Annotated in this window: 12 protein-coding genes and 1 pseudogene; all 13 read right to left on the reverse strand. The window is 56.3% G+C overall.

Going from position 1 to position 14,424, the window contains the following annotated elements:
• Window positions 1-27 precede the first annotated feature (27 nt).
• The 13 genes and pseudogenes from ET33_RS07660 to ET33_RS07715 all read right to left on the reverse strand — a co-directional run bounded on the left by ET33_RS07660 (window position 28) and on the right by ET33_RS07715 (window position 14,419).
• Complete coding sequence (locus tag ET33_RS07660) at window positions 28-426, reverse strand: GPW/gp25 family protein (protein ID WP_036678857.1); 399 nt, start codon at window positions 424-426, stop codon at window positions 28-30.
• A gap of 21 nt (window positions 427-447) precedes the next feature.
• Complete coding sequence (locus ET33_RS07665; protein ID WP_036678861.1) at window positions 448-1,179, reverse strand: phage baseplate assembly protein V; 732 nt, start codon at window positions 1,177-1,179, stop codon at window positions 448-450.
• A 1-nt stretch (window position 1,180) separates the two neighbouring features.
• Complete coding sequence (locus tag ET33_RS07670; RefSeq protein WP_036678863.1) at window positions 1,181-2,272, reverse strand: phage late control D family protein; 1,092 nt, start codon at window positions 2,270-2,272, stop codon at window positions 1,181-1,183.
• 48 nt (window positions 2,273-2,320) lie between these two features.
• Entirely contained in the window at window positions 2,321-2,944 is a 624-nt protein-coding gene (locus tag ET33_RS07675) for a CIS tube protein (RefSeq protein ID WP_036678866.1), read from the reverse strand.
• 42 nt (window positions 2,945-2,986) lie between these two features.
• On the reverse strand, window positions 2,987-7,324 hold the full coding sequence (locus tag ET33_RS07680) for a hypothetical protein (RefSeq protein WP_036678867.1): 4,338 nt from the start codon (window positions 7,322-7,324) through the stop codon (window positions 2,987-2,989).
• Window positions 7,325-7,373: 49 nt separating this feature from the next.
• The gene (locus tag ET33_RS07685; RefSeq protein WP_036678869.1) at window positions 7,374-7,817 is read right to left on the reverse strand and encodes a phage tail protein; all 444 of its coding nucleotides are present in this window, start codon (window positions 7,815-7,817) and stop codon (window positions 7,374-7,376) included.
• Window positions 7,818-7,822: 5 nt separating this feature from the next.
• Window positions 7,823-7,999: pseudogene (locus tag ET33_RS40410) on the reverse strand (DUF6760 family protein); the annotation flags it as partial.
• A gap of 11 nt (window positions 8,000-8,010) precedes the next feature.
• Window positions 8,011-8,388 (reverse strand): hypothetical protein, encoded by a 378-nt coding sequence (locus tag ET33_RS07690; protein ID WP_036678872.1) that lies wholly within the window; start codon window positions 8,386-8,388, stop codon window positions 8,011-8,013.
• 82 nt (window positions 8,389-8,470) lie between these two features.
• Window positions 8,471-8,905: a phage tail protein gene (locus ET33_RS07695; protein WP_010500499.1), complete on the reverse strand. Its 435-nt coding sequence runs from the start codon at window positions 8,903-8,905 to the stop codon at window positions 8,471-8,473.
• Window positions 8,906-8,938: 33 nt separating this feature from the next.
• Window positions 8,939-10,669, reverse strand: a complete 1,731-nt coding sequence (locus ET33_RS07700; protein WP_036678881.1) for a phage tail sheath family protein — start codon at window positions 10,667-10,669, stop codon at window positions 8,939-8,941.
• Window positions 10,670-10,801: 132 nt separating this feature from the next.
• The gene (locus ET33_RS07705; protein WP_036678884.1) at window positions 10,802-11,602 is read right to left on the reverse strand and encodes a hypothetical protein; all 801 of its coding nucleotides are present in this window, start codon (window positions 11,600-11,602) and stop codon (window positions 10,802-10,804) included.
• A gap of 2 nt (window positions 11,603-11,604) precedes the next feature.
• Window positions 11,605-12,180, reverse strand: a complete 576-nt coding sequence (locus ET33_RS07710) for a DUF4255 domain-containing protein (RefSeq protein WP_036678888.1) — start codon at window positions 12,178-12,180, stop codon at window positions 11,605-11,607.
• Window positions 12,181-12,208: 28 nt separating this feature from the next.
• Window positions 12,209-14,419, reverse strand: a complete 2,211-nt coding sequence (locus ET33_RS07715; protein WP_161783529.1) for an ATP-binding protein — start codon at window positions 14,417-14,419, stop codon at window positions 12,209-12,211.
• Between the last annotated feature and the right edge of the window lie 5 nt (window positions 14,420-14,424).

Here is a 14,424-nt window from a genome sequence, read left to right on the forward strand (position 1 = left end):
GCCTCCTTTCCTAGCCTATTCGGCCGCTCATTTCGTGCCTTCATGAATGTAGAACGGATACACCTGATTAAATAAGTTGTTCGTCGATCGGACCTCGTACTGAATGCGGATCATCACTTTGCCGGGATCGTCCGTATCCGGCTCGGCCCGGACCTCGACTTCGTGTACCCTAGGCTCCCAGATGCGGATCGCTTCAGCGATGTCCGACTCCAGCAGATGCATCGTCGTCTCGTCCGTCGAGCCGAACAAAAAGCGCTCCACGCCGCAGCCGAAATCCGGCCTCATGACACGCTCCCCTTTGCCGGTCCATACAATAATACGAATTGCTTCGGCGATGTCCTCTTCATATTCGGACATTTTGATGCGGCCGGTCACTTCGTCCACTTCGACGGGGAATTTCCATCCTCTGCCCAAAAACGACTTCACCCGTGCGCCTCCCTTGGCCGATTAGTTGATTTTGACCAGGCTGCCCTTAATATTGACGACCCCATCCGATTTGATATCGACGGAAGCGCTGCCTTTCAGCGCCAAACTCGCGGAAGCCTCGATGTTCACCTGGGTCGATTTGACGGTAATTTGCTTGCTGCTTTCGATCTGGATATCGCCCTTGGCATTCATCGTGATGACCGAAGTGCTCGACTTGATCTTGATTTCGTTGGCGGACCCGCCTTGTATGACAATCGAATGATTTCCGCTGGAATCGGCGATTGTGACAGAGCTTTCCTTATCCAGCAGCTCGACGATCTGGCCTTTTTGAGTCTTGACCGTAATCTTGCCCTCGGCGTCGTTGTCATCAAAAATCAGCTCATGCCCCGCCCGCGACTTGAATTTGCGCACGTCGTTCTTGTCGTTCTTCCCTTCGGGAGAAGGGTCCTTCTTATTCCAAAGCGTGCCAATCACATAAGGCTGCCGGGCTTCTCCGAGATGAAACGCGACAAGTACCTCGTCCCCCACCTCCGGAATAAACAGCGTTCCGCGGTCTTTCCCGGCCATCAGCGTGGCGATCCGGGTCCAATCGGTTTCCATCTCCCCTTCGCGGAGCGGGAGCTTCAGCTTGACCCGGGCCAGGTTTTCCGGGTCCTTGTTGTCCGTCACGACAGCTACCATCACGCCGTTGATCTTCGGCGTCAGCGATTCTAGCGCTTCGTTCGGATTTAACGAGAAAGGAAATTCGTTCATGTCAGCCCACCGCATTTCCTTGAACTTTAAATGTCGTCGTATACCCGGAGGCGTCGATCCGATGCGTGGAGGACGTAATATAGTAAGGCTGGTTGAGAACCCTGCCCAATCCCTCCAGCTTGATATACCGGCCCGCGCAAATTTCAGGCAGGCCGATGGTTTCGCCATGCCCGGAAACCAGCTTCATGGCCCGCTCGTTCATAATCGCCTCCGCCTTCGCTTTCGCCTCTTCCGCGGAATCAACGTTCGCACCGATATTTTCCTCGAACTCGCCATGCGTTTTCAGCAAATCTTTGCCCGTCTTGGAGCCGGAGCCCAGCTTAATGATCTCGGTAGCCGAAGCGACGATCGGCTTCTGCTGCTTGTCGTCCCAACCGCGCACCGTCACTTTGGTAATCTGGTCGGCGAGGTTCATATCGGTAGAAAAGCTGCGCAAATTTTGGCCGTAGCTCAAGGTCAGCGCGCTGGAAGTAGCTGTAAGCGGCTTGCGAAAATACATCGTTTTACCCACGAGAAAAAAGTCGTAATTGCACATCAGCGCCAAGTACCTGAGAAATTTAAAGTCGCTCATTCCTTTTTGGTCGATCGTGCCGATCACGGTTTGCGTATCGTCGACGATCACTTTGGGCACATATTTTTGGCCGATCTCCTTGGCTACGTCGCTGTATTTTTTGTCGATCCAATAGCCGGCCTTCGAGCCTTTCATCATGAGCGTCGATTTGTCCATGCCTTTCACCCGGAGGGTCGGATGGCCCTGTGCCGGATAATCGGCGGTAACGGAAGTGATGATCCCGTAAAATACCGTTTTCAGCTTGTCCGTGTACCCCATTTTCACTTCCAGTGTTTTACCTAAAACAAAATATTGGGCAAGCCATTTGAAATCCCGCTTGACGATATCGTAGGCGTTTTTCACGGAAAAATCGACGTAGTTTGCTTTAGGTTCGACGCTTGTCGTGACGGTGATGGAGGGAATGGCCATGCTTTCGGTGACAATATTGGAGCCGTCGATATAAATCTCGTAGGCCGGTGCGTAGAAATTCCGGTATTTGCTTTCCAGCTCGTCAAACGTATACGTCTTGGTGTCCAGTGACATGGGCCATTCCCCTTTCTTCGTTATGTATTGGTGGGACGATGGCAGCGACTATTCCAGCCTCGGAACGATCAGTCTGCGTCCGGCTTCGATGTACCTGGGGTTGTCGATCTTGTTCGCTTTGGCAATTTCACGCCATAGTCCGGGATTTTCATATTCTTGGGCAGCAATCATCCACAACTGGTCGCCTTGGTTGAACAACTTTTGCTTCGTGCGGTCGGCGGACTGGCGGGGAATATGTTGGAACTGCTCTTTCATGCTCATGACGGCCTTAAAGGTCACATGAAGCGTAGCTCGCACCGGGATCCCGGAATCGAGAAACATCGTAAATTTTTGCGAAACTTTTTCGACAATGCCTTTAAAATTCAAGGAGCCCCATACAAAACGGCATGGCGGCGGCGCGTGCAAATCTTTATCCACATCGAGCAGCTTAACGACCTTCGAGGTGTGGGCGCGGACATCCGTGCCTTTCTCATAGCTGTCAAAGAACAGGTCCATCGACAGCGTCGTTGCTTCCCCGCTCACAAACTGGGCAATCGGCGCGTTCAAGCCGGGAATCGTCTGCCACGCAAATTTGTTGGAAGACTCCAACTGGTATTCCTTCGGGTTAAACAGCACCTCGATCTCCTGCCGGCTGCCGCCTTCCACAATAATTTTCGCTTTCGTTAAAGCCATCCGCCTCACCCTTTGCAAGTCCGGGAATCGCGGCCGCAGGGGTCAAAGCCCGCTGCGCTGCCGCTCGAATTTGATTTTGTTTTCCAGCTCTCTATACACTTGGTCGACAAAACGGTCCAAGTCCGGTAAAGCAGCCTGAGATGCGCCCGACAGCTCGATTTTCATCGCTTCAAGCTGGGCGGAAACCTGGCTGACGGCCTGCGCTGCCGCTTGCTTCGCCAAAGTCCCGGTATCCGGCTTCTGCTTTTTATGGTATTCGATTTCGGAGCTCGCAGCCCGGTAGGACGGGCTCGGCGTGGCGGCGGCCCGAGCCGTGCGCGTCTGTGGCGCGACGCGTGGCGTTAAAGCGCCTTCGGCGCTGACACTGGCAGGCACCACGGACGAGCGCTGCGCGTCACCTTGCGGCCGATGCAATTGCAAAGGCAGCGACGCTCCCTGGGGTGGCAGCACACCCGAGGTGCTCGTAGGCATCGCGGGCAGACGATACGCGCCAGTCTGCGACGGATGTAACTGCAACGGGCGATGCGGCGATCCGGGCGATAAGACGCCCGAGGCGTTCGCGGGGATCGTTGACGGACGTTGCCCGTCAGTCCGGGACGGATGCAGCTCCGGGGACGGCAACACACCAGAGACGCTTGCGAGCATCACAGGCAAACGATGTATGTCAGCCTGTGACGGATTCAACTGCAATGGGCGATATGGTGCTGCCGGCAACAAGGCCCCCATGGCGCTCCTGAATACCGAGGACGTACGGGAAGCGACTGCCTGTGACCGATTCAACTGCAACGGATGATTCGACGCATAAGACGGCAACGCACCCGAGGCGCTCGCGTGTATCGCTGACGAACGGTGCACGTCAGCCCGCGACAGATGCAACTGCAATGGACGATACGGCGCTCCCGGCGACAAGACGCCCGAAGCACTTACGGGCATCGCGAACGGCCGATCCATAATTGCCTGCGACTGAACTAGCTCCAACGGACGTTGCAGAGCGCGGGGCGGCAACACGCTCAAGGTGCTCGCAGCCATCGCAGGCGAACGCTGCGCGTCAGCCCGCGACAGATGTAATTGCAATGGACGATACGGCGCTCCCGGCGACAAGACGCCCGAAACACTCGCGAGCATCGATATCGGTCGATCCGCAACTGCCTGCGACTGATACAGCTCTGACGGACGTTGCAGAGCGCGGGGCGGCAACACGCCCAAGACGCTCTCAGCCATCGCGGGCGAACGCTGCGCGTCAGCCTGCGATGGAGGCAACTGCAATTGGCGATATGGCGCTCCCGGCGACAAGACGCCCGAAACACTCATGGGCATCGAGATCGATCGATCCGCAACTGCCCGCGACTGATACAGCTCCAACGGACGTTGCGGAGCGCGGGGTGACAACACGCCCAAGACGCTTGCAGTTGCAGCAGACGACCAGTCTGCACGATTCTGCGGGAGCTTATTTGTTATAATCGCTGCCATACGAGTTGAAGTTCCCGATAATGCTTGTACAAATGGCGGTCCGAACACAGTCGCTTGACCTGCCCTGGCACGTTGTGAGGGGACGGCCCTGAATTGAGCAACTAGTACCGATGGAGCCATGCTTCCTTCTGAAGCCGAAGGATATACGACGCTGTTCCGTTTATACAGCGTCGCATCCGGACCTGCCGGTTGTCTACGCATTACCCGTTCTTCCGCAGCACCGTCCCTGAAGGCAATCCGGCTCCCAGCGATTTTACCCGCAAAATCCGTTACATTCGGGAAGGCACTAAATCCCCCATCCCGTAAGCTAACCGGTTTGTGAAGCATAAAGTAATGTGGCGATAAAAACCGGGATTGTTTATACTGCGTCAGAACAACCGGATGTCTCCGTACATCTGTTAAATTCCAGCTCCAGCCCTCCGATTCGCGTATCTCGTCTGGCGTACTTCGAAGCACAATATTCGCAAGGCCTGATCCGGCCCCGTTAATAAACCTACGAATTATTGGATTCGTAGAGCCCGAAACCGTCCCGCCTGTAAAGCTTCGAACGGCTTTGCCCGCAAAACCTTGGACCGCATCGTTCACATCATGCCGAGCATTTTTCCCGCGTGTCGGCGCTGAATTCGATTGGGACGCTTGATGCCGACGAGCGTAACGCTGCTTCACCGCCCCTATGGAATCGGCTGCATAAATCTGCGGCCCAATAGACACAGCCCTTCCTCCAAACGGCAGAGGATGGTGGCGGAGTTGCATCCCTTCGACGGCGGATGACCGTATGGCCGAGACGATCGGCGAAACGATGTTTACCCCGAATACGCTTGTCATCGGATTGCCGGTTTTTGCAGCTGCCCGCTTGGACTGAACTGTAACTAGGCCTGTCCTTTCGTGTCGGACAGAGACGGCCGAACCGGCCGTCACTTCTCCGCTCTCTGCCTCAGCAATACGGCTGTCATATAACCGTTCGCTTGACAGGAGCATTCGGCTGCGAAGTGGAACGGAGCCGTTCGAACTTGCCGAACTATCGTATTCAAACGCAGAAATGCCGGTGGATGGCATGACACCCACAAGCATCTGAACGGAACCGCTAGCGCCAAATTTATTGCTGCTTCGTTCCGGACTTCGGCTGATAAAAGCATTATCCCCGCGCAAGGACACACTCATAGGGTAACGAAACCGAGGCGCAACCGATGCTTCGTCCCCTGCTTTCCGCTGCGCGAGCGAAGGTGCCCGACCATAGATAAGGTCGGCATTCGCCTTTTGCCGATGCATTCGTTCGAAGATGTTTGTGGTTGACAAGTTGCTTGGCCAATAACGGTTCATCAGCATGCTACGAGGAACACTGCGTATTAAGGCGGTTGAAAATATAACCGTCTCATAACGCCCCGATATGCTGTCTCGCATCGAAGAAGTAGCCGAAAACTTGGCCGGACCAGCCTTGCTTAACGATCCAAATACAAGCGGGCGGCCTTCTAAAGCTGCCGCAGCGGCATCCGTTTGGCGGCTTCCCTTGATACGCCCCATTTCATGCCGGGCATCCGGCGTCCGATGACTGCTCAAGGAACTCGCCTCAAACAAGCCGATGTGGCGTTGTAGCAAAATTTCCATGCCGAGGGAGGACATCCCTTTCGGCCTAAGCCAAGGCCATTCGGCAACAGGTGCCATTCCGCGTTTTTTCCAGCCCGTGCTTCGTCCACCGTTTCCCCCAAGCGTCCGATACCTCTTATCGTAAGCATCAATCAGACTTGCGGCTGCTATGATCGGACGCACGACAGTACGGCCGCCTCGATTTTCGCCTACGGTTCGATATCCCTTCCTGTCGTCCGAAGCAACCGGACTTGATGCTATTTCCGAACGTACGCGCGCACTGACGCCACGATTCTCACTTATGGTTTGAGCAGAGATATCATTAGAGGTGACTGAGAAAAACACAGTAGACCGATGAATATGTATAGAATTGTAAGCCTGGTGCCGCAAGGAAACCCGCTTCCATTCCAATACCTGCCCAAAAGCCTGCCCCTGCTCTTGCTCCGGTTTGCGCCAATCGCGCTCAAGCAGCAGACCTCGTCTGCCTTCTCCCGGAGAAGGTCCCTGCTGCAAGCCTCGTTTCCGTTCGTCGCGACGCTCCCTTATTTCCGCTGCCGCATCGCGGATTCTCAGAGCTGCCATCGTCTTGGATTCGGGCTTCCGTCTGGCCTGTCGCACTTGTTCGGCAGGCACATGCCGCACCTGTTCACCGGATACATTGTTCCTGCTGCCCGAACGGTCGGCAAAGCGGTAATCCCTGCGCAGCGCCAGCGCCTCTCTCGTCCCACGACGGCGTACACGCCCGCTCGAATGAACCATCGGCCCTGCCGAGACCGACTGCACGATGCCTGCATCCGCGGATTTTCGCGAACCGGCCGATCCTCCGTTCGTCGGAGCGTGTCGGTGCGCACCCAAAGTCGCGGATGAAGAAACGTGCTCTCGCTCCATTTCTCCAACCTTCGAACGCAACGCTTTGCTTTCTTGCCCATGATCCGCCCGCATCGTGCCGGTTGCCGAATTTGTCGCAGCTATCCGCGATGCCGTTCCTACGCCTGCCGGTAAAAAAGAGCTTGTCTTGCGTTCCGTAGCGTCATGCCGTCGGGCCAGCTTTTCCAGCAGATGAAGCGTCTTCCGGTACGTTCGAAGCATGTCCCGCTCTTCTTGCTTAAGCAACTGAAGCTGCAATCTCAAATGAAGCGTCAATTGAACCAAGGAGAAATGCTGAACGGGAGCCCCCCCTTCTCCAGGCTCAAGCAAGGTTAACGGTTGCGGTCCCAGATAGTTCCTGGACGCAAAGCCGTATTTCCGCGTGATTTGTTCGGCAAACCGGAGATGTCCCGGCATGCTGGGCGCCGGCCCCGCTTGGATGCGCTTCGTCGTTCTCATCGTCCGTGCCCCTTGCTTTCAATGTTGCCCTTCATTCGCATTCCTTCCGCTAGCGGGCGTAAATGGCCTTTAATCCGTTGTGCACCAGCTCGATCGTCTCAACCGCGACCTCGCTGCTCGAAGCACTCAGCTCGGGTCCGGTCCATTTGACCGGGTAACAGCCGAAGAAATTCCAGCGGATCATTTCCTGCCACGAGGCATCGTATAGAATAATCGAGCCGCTTTTGCGCTTCACCTTGCCTCCTGCGGCGCTGAAATACCAGTCCCACAGATCGCTCGATTTCGTGATTCCCCGTTTCAATACGATCGGAGGCGATTTCGTCCCTTTCGGCAGGCGGTGCGTATACCCGTTCACCCCGCCCTCGGCGACCTCCTCGAATTCCAGCTCCGACTGCAGTCCGCTAACCTCGGAAAAGCCGGCGACCAGCATGCCGTCAAGCTCCACCATAAAACGAAACGCTTGTCCGAATATTTCCGAATCGGCTGCGCTCATGGGCGTCACCTCTTTTTAAAGACGTCGAAGGGGTTGTCCGGCTCATCGTTCAGGCTGCGGTTGATGCGCGAAATTTCCGAGCACCACCGCCGCCGTTCGCGATGCTCCATGTTCATGATATCGTCATGAGGCCAATGAAAATAATATGCCAGAAACGCGGCTTCCTCATAGATTTTATCCGCCGGATAGACCGTTAGTTCCCCTCCGTCTCGGCTAAAAAAGAGATGTCCACCTCAAATTCGTGATCGCATTTCGGACAGACGGTGCGCACGCTGAGCTTTTCCACTTCGTTGATTTGCCGGTAAAAATTTTGCAGAAAAGCAAGGTCCGACGTAAACAGCCGTTCGATCACCTTCGTATCGATCGCCCTTAAATCGCCCAGCTTGGTAATGACTCTGGCCAGCAAAATGATACTCAAATAACTCGGGTTTTGCTGCACGCGCTGATCCCGCATCGGCAATATTTCATCGGCTGCGGTAGCCAAACGCATCACGCCCCGTTTGTGCAAGCTGCCGTTCTCGTCCACATAACCGCGCGGAAGCTCGAAGTCGTACTCCGTTCTGAACTCCATGATGTCCTCCTTTATGAAAAGCCTGCCGGAAGAAAACAACAGCTAGTCCTGCTGCCCTTACTCCTTCCGGCGCTTTCGGTCCTTACTTCGTCCGTGTCATGCCTTCGTGCGCCAGCTCCAAATTTTCAATGGCGACGTCGGAAGCCGTAGCGTTGAAATCCGGCGCCGTGTATTTGCAAGGCCATGCTTCGATGATCTGCCAGGTCGCCACATCCTGTCCTTCTTCATCGAGCGCGATGATGGTTACGGTTTTGCGGGTTACCTTGCCTTGTACGCAACTGGAAATCCATTCGTACAAATCCAAGGAGTCGGTAACGCCCCATTTCAGCGTAATATTGCCGTATTTGGCCAATCCCGGGAGCTTGCGGGGCGTAATGACCTCATTGCCATTGCGGTATTCCACCACATCGAGCGAAGCGTCGAAGCCGGAAACCTCGCTGAAGCCCGCTTGTTGAATCCCTTCAACTTCAACTCTGTATCGAAACTTGCGGTACGGATCTGTGCGTTCTACTGCCATGCTGAGCCATACTCCTTTCTACTGTAGCCATCGTTATTCCGAACCGGTTTTTTGCGTAATCCGGAAAATGACGAATTCCGCCGGTTTGACCGGAGCGATGCCGATCACGCAAATCAGCCGGCCGTTATCGATGTCGTCCTGCGTCATCGTGTTGCGGCCGATTTGAATATAGAACGCTTCGCCGGGGCTTGTCCCCGCAAGCGCCCCGTCTTTCCAGACTCGGGTCAAGAACGCATCGATCGTACGCTGAACGCGGGCCCACAGCTTCTCATCGTTCGGTTCGAAGACGACCCAGTTCGTGCCGTTCTTGATCGAGCCTTCCACAAAAATGAACAAACGGCGGACGTTCACATATTTCCACAGCCCGTTCGAGGAAAGCGTTCTCGCGCCCCATACGCGAATCCCTTGGCCTGTAAAGGAACGGATCAGGTTGACGCCGCGCGGGTTCAAAATATCTTGCTCGCCTTTGTTGTACTGGCAATCGAGCCCGACGCAGCCGCGCACGACTTCGTTCGCAGGCGCTTTATGAACGCCCCGCGTATTGTCGCTGCGGGCATAAATGCCGGCGACGGAGCCGGACGGCGGTATGTAAATATTACGCTTGTCCAGCGGATCGAACACCTGCAGCCAAGGATGGTACATGGCGGCATACTGCGTATCGAAGATATCGCGGTGCGTCATCACGTCGGCAATTTTCGTTTTATCCCGCGGGATGTCCAAGATCGCGAAACGGCTGCCCAAATTTTCGCAGTGCGCGACGAGCGCGAGCTGCACGTTCGGGTCGGTTACGCCGGGAACGGCCATCAGACTGACTTCGTCGTTGTCGATAAAAGCCTGAATGCCCGTCCGTTTGCCGGGACCGAGGTCTTGCCCCATAAAATCTCCCGCCGACAAGGCGTCCGCGGAACCGTCGCTGCCGCCCGACAGCTCGATCACGAACTTGCCGGCCTCTTCCGGCTGCCCGGAGATGACCTCGAACGGATGAACCGCGCCGTGATCCGCTCCGTTGCAGGAGACACCGATGAGATTGGACTTGCCGATCACTTTTTCCACATGATTGGGAGCCGTAACGTTAAGGGAAACGCGCTCGTACGTTTCCGCTTCGTCTCCGTAGAACGCATGCAGCGTAAACTCGCACGTCGTAAGCACCTTCGCCGGAAGCAGGTTCGCGTCGACGACCTCTTCGCCGCCTTCCAACGGGCTTTCCAGTTCGATGATGTTGTCTTGCGACGAAACGACACGGTTGTACTGCTTGCTCTCGCCGTTATCGAAGGCTACGATGTCGCCCGCTCTAAAACTGGCGTTGCTTTTCACGCGGTACTTCTTGGATTTGGCGGCGTCGCCCAAAATTTCATAAATTTGCGTCTTCGCTTTGCTTGCCGGCTCCAGTACGACCCGGACCCGGTTTCCCCATTCGCCCGGATTTTTGGCGAAAAGCCGAAGCGCGGAGCTTCCGTCGTTCGACGCGGACTTCGCATCGGACGGAGCCACCCTCATCACATAGCAGCGCGAGCCGCCGTTCACGAAGAAATGCTCGACCGCATAGGCCAAATACCGGTAAGAGCCAAAAACGTTCTCAGCGAGATATCCTCCGAATTGCCGTGTAAAATCGTTCATGCTGGTAATGAATTGCGGCAGCCCTTCCACCGGCCCTCTGGCAGCGAGACCGATAAAGCCCGCCGTGCTGGTGCTGACCCCGCCCAGCGGCACACCGCCGCTGTCGAACTCTTCCACGTATACTCCCGGCGATAAATATTCAGCCATTTGTTCCTGATCCGGATGTCGTCATGGTCCGAATCAGTTCCTCCCTCCCAATCGTCATCGCTATTCCTTATGCTATCGATTTCTCGGATGTATGCAGGCTTCTGTATCGATACCTTACTTCCCTCCGCTTCCTTATTCGTCGGTAGATGGGAGCAGCCCGAGCTGTACCGGTTGCCCCTCTTCCACTTGCACCTCCTGACCCAGAATAAGCGGCTCATCGTCAGACAAAAACAAATGAACCGAGCAGACAAAACGTTTCACACCCTGCGGCGGAAAAGCGGCCGCCCATTCCCCACGGCCGTCGGCAGCGCCTCCCGCAACGTCCGTCACTACGGTTCCTTTGCGATGAGCAAACCGGAACGGCGTCTGCAGCTTCGCTCTGCGGTTCGCTTCATCCAATGCGACAATGCGGATAAACTCCCTTTTCGCCGGATCTGGGTCCAGCACATAGTAGCATCGCCCGCTGACCAGCCGGTGCATGGCGCCGAACGCAAGCTCCGCCTCGCCTTCGTCCGCATCTTGGGGCAGCTTCGCGCAGGCCAGATTCCCGTCCGTCACGGCCACCCGCAGGATGGCAGCCCCCTCGGGCGCGCCCTTCGCTCTAACGCGAATCAGCGTCGTTCCCGGCGCAAAAGGATAGGAGGACGTCGGCAGCATCGGCATCAGTTTCACAGGCTCCAGCGGGGACAAGGCGGCTGTATCAACAACGGCCCTGCTGTCCGCATAATGCGGCGGTGCGCTGAGCACGATGCTGTAAACTCCCGGCGGCAGGCCGAGCAGCAGGAACGTTCCGTCCGGCTTGCGAACCGGTCTGCATGGAACGCCCTCCACAACCAATCGCGGTACGGCGACTGGCGCAAGGCCGGTTACGACATCCAAAGGCTTGACGACCAGAGCCAGCTTGACTTTCACCTCGCTGCGCAAGCGCTCCATGATTAATTTCCTTCCCGCTCTTCCAGCTTGAACTGCGCCTCCGCAACCCGTGTGGTTTGCTTCGTGCGGGTAGAGTCCAGATAAACAGGCCCGACCATGTAGCTGAGCGATAATTTGTAAGGCGTGTTGGAGAATAAGCTGACCGCGTTTTCCAATGTAATCGGCTGCGGCGTAATCCGGATCGCTTCATTGCTTTCGGCCAGCGCTCCTTGCAGGCTGGAGCCCCGCAGGACGGCATGGTCGTGAAACACCTGCATCACTTTCCCCATAATTCGGTGCTCGTCGAAAGAACGGGCCGCGACCTCCGATGCCGAATGGCAGGTAACGAGATAAACCAAATTCAACGCCAACGGCGGATACTGTAGCGTGTCCGTTCCCCTTCCGATCATATTCGTCCGCCGGTTCTCGGTATTTTCCTGAATGCTGTACAAAAACAGCGTCAGCTGAAAATCTCCCTTATCCGTCGGCGAGGCGAGTCCGATCGATTCCGGCTGAGACAGGAGCTTCGGGGTCAAATGCTCTCTTAACAGCTTGACCAGCGTATTTCCCACGTCTGCGATCACCGTGTAATCGGCCATGCGCTTCCTCCCCTTCCGCTTCTCTGTCTCAATCGAACAAGTCGGCGTATTCGCCCATTTCCTCGCGGATCCAGATCTTCCCGTTTTTGCGCAGCTCGTTGCGCACCGCAAGCATGAGCTGCTTCATCCCGATAGCGCACCGCTGCTCGGCCGCCATAAAGGCAGCGGACAGCACGATATTCTTAATGTATCCCCCAGCCAGCTCAAACTTGGACGCCAAAAAGCGAAAATCGATATCGTCATCTACCGGAGCTTCGGACGGAATCAGGCCGCGCCATATTTGCTCGCGATGCTCGGCATCGGGAAACGGAAATTTCACGATGAAGCCGAAGCGCCGCATGAACGCCTCGTCCAAATTTTGCTGAAGGTTGGTGGCCAAAATGGTAATGCCGTCGTATTCCTCCATCTTTTGCAGCAAATATGCGGTTTCCACATTGGAATACTTGTCATGCGAATCCTTGACTTCGGAACGCTTGCCGAACAACGCATCCGCTTCGTCGAAAAACAGGATAGCATTGCTGAGCTGCGCCTCGCTGAACACCTCGTGCAGGTTTTTCTCCGTTTCGCCGATGTATTTGCTGATCACCTGCGACAGATCGATTTTGTAAATTTCCAGCTGCACCTCTTTGGCCAGCACCTGCGCGGACATCGTTTTACCCGTGCCCGGAGGCCCCGCGAACAGCAGGCTGACGCCTTTGCCGTAAGCGAGCGCGCGGTCGAATCCCCAGTCGCCGAGCACCGTGCCGCGGTATTGAAGCCTGGCGCAAGCGTGCTTCAGCTGCTCTTTTTGCTCAGGAGGCAGGATGACCCGGTCCCAGTCGTATTTCGGCTCGATTCGCACGGCTTTTTTCTTCAAGTTATGCTGTACCTGGGCATAGCAGGCCCGGTAAATCGCATCGGACTCGCCGGCCCGATTCGTCTCGGACCCGTTCCAGCGCAGCAGTTGAACCGCATAATCGAGGGAGGCTGCAACCTGCCCCGGCGAGAAGCGGAACTTCCCGGCAAGCGCTTCCCAATCGGCGGCATGTTCCAGACGGCGTTCCGCGCTCCAGCTTTCCCACAGCTTCCGGCGCTCTGCCGCTTCGGGTACCGGAACCTCCACTTCCAGAAACAATTTTCTCCCTTGCAGCGGCCGGGGATTCCAGGCTTGCTCCGACAAGAGAAAAAGCGGCTCCTGCACCGACTGAAGCCGGTTCAACAGCTCCATCCGTTTTTTCCCGATGCTTTCGTCCTCTCCCAAGAGCAGGTGAAAGCGCTCGAACGCAACGACCGCGCCATAGAGCATCCCTTCGCGCAGCACTTTTACAATAAGCTCGGAAAACGGGCGTTCGTCCCGAAGCAGGTTTTCGACGTTCGCCACCAGCAGAGCCTTCTCCCAATGAGCAGCCACGTGCCGTGTCTGCAGCTTCTTTCCGGAGCCGGGCTGCCCCCATAAACAAAATACCGGGAGCGGGTCGGACTCTGTGCGTTGTTCGACAAATGCGCGCAGCCTTACCTGAAGCTCGTGCCCCGTTTCCAAATCCGGCAGGTCCCGGTCCGCCTCATACAGCTTGGCGCACTGGCCCAGGGACACATCCGTATAGCCGATGCCTAGCAGGAAAGCGGTCATGCGCTCGTCCAGCCGCAAGGGACGCGTAAGCAGCGGGCCGTTTGTCGAATCGGCCGTCCGGCCTTCGCCGCGAAAAAACCATTCCTGCAGCCGGCTTCCGTTCATAAAAGCCTTAAGCAGCCCGCCTCCGCCCGTTCCAGACAGGCCGTACAGCCGCATCGCCAGCTCAGGCGTCAAATATTTGCTGGTGGCGTCGTCCTGAACGTAGGCATACAGCTTCTCGTACTTGCGGTCCGTCTCCAGGGCAAGCGCCATCAGCAACGTTTGCTCTTCAAATTCATTCAACCCGAACCTCTGCGACACGTAGGGGACCGGCAGGAAGCTCCCTTGCTCCAAGGAGGCCTGCCGCTTCCGGGCCAGCTCCCGGTCCATCGTGGCCAACTGGCGGCGCAGATCCGCAAGCTCGGCATCTTCCTCCCTGTCGTCCCCGTCATAAAGCAGCCTGTGCATTTCCTCTTCTGTCAACACGAGTCCTTTGAACGGCAGGAGCGAAGGATCGGCGGGCGTGTCGGGCTCCTCTATCAGCTTCATCAGGATCGCCAGCCGCAAATCGAGCCTCGCCCATTCCCGCTCGTAATGCTCCCAAGCCGTTGCGTATCCCGGCGTATCCTTGTTCTTTTTAACGAACACAGCCA

Origin of the sequence: Paenibacillus tyrphae, from assembly GCF_000722545.1 — a bacterium.
In the GTDB taxonomy this organism is placed as follows: Bacteria; Bacillota; Bacilli; order Paenibacillales; family NBRC-103111; genus Paenibacillus_G; species Paenibacillus_G tyrfis.

Bases quoted from the DNA above. Each gene is read 5' to 3' on its own strand.
- ET33_RS07665 (WP_036678861.1), bottom strand. From the start codon at position 1,179: ATGAACGAATTTCCTTTCTCGTTAAATCCGAACGAAGCGCTAGAATCG.
- ET33_RS07670 (WP_036678863.1), bottom strand. From the start codon at position 2,272: ATGTCACTGGACACCAAGACGTATACGTTTGACGAGCTGGAAAGCAAA.
- ET33_RS07675 (WP_036678866.1), bottom strand. From the start codon at position 2,944: ATGGCTTTAACGAAAGCGAAAATTATTGTGGAAGGCGGCAGCCGGCAG.
- ET33_RS07680 (WP_036678867.1), bottom strand. From the start codon at position 7,324: ATGAGAACGACGAAGCGCATCCAAGCGGGGCCGGCGCCCAGCATGCCG.
- ET33_RS07685 (WP_036678869.1), bottom strand. From the start codon at position 7,817: ATGAGCGCAGCCGATTCGGAAATATTCGGACAAGCGTTTCGTTTTATG.
- ET33_RS07690 (WP_036678872.1), bottom strand. From the start codon at position 8,388: ATGGAGTTCAGAACGGAGTACGACTTCGAGCTTCCGCGCGGTTATGTG.
- ET33_RS07695 (WP_010500499.1), bottom strand. From the start codon at position 8,905: ATGGCAGTAGAACGCACAGATCCGTACCGCAAGTTTCGATACAGAGTT.
- ET33_RS07700 (WP_036678881.1), bottom strand. From the start codon at position 10,669: ATGGCTGAATATTTATCGCCGGGAGTATACGTGGAAGAGTTCGACAGC.
- ET33_RS07705 (WP_036678884.1), bottom strand. From the start codon at position 11,602: ATGGAGCGCTTGCGCAGCGAGGTGAAAGTCAAGCTGGCTCTGGTCGTC.
- ET33_RS07710 (WP_036678888.1), bottom strand. From the start codon at position 12,180: ATGGCCGATTACACGGTGATCGCAGACGTGGGAAATACGCTGGTCAAG.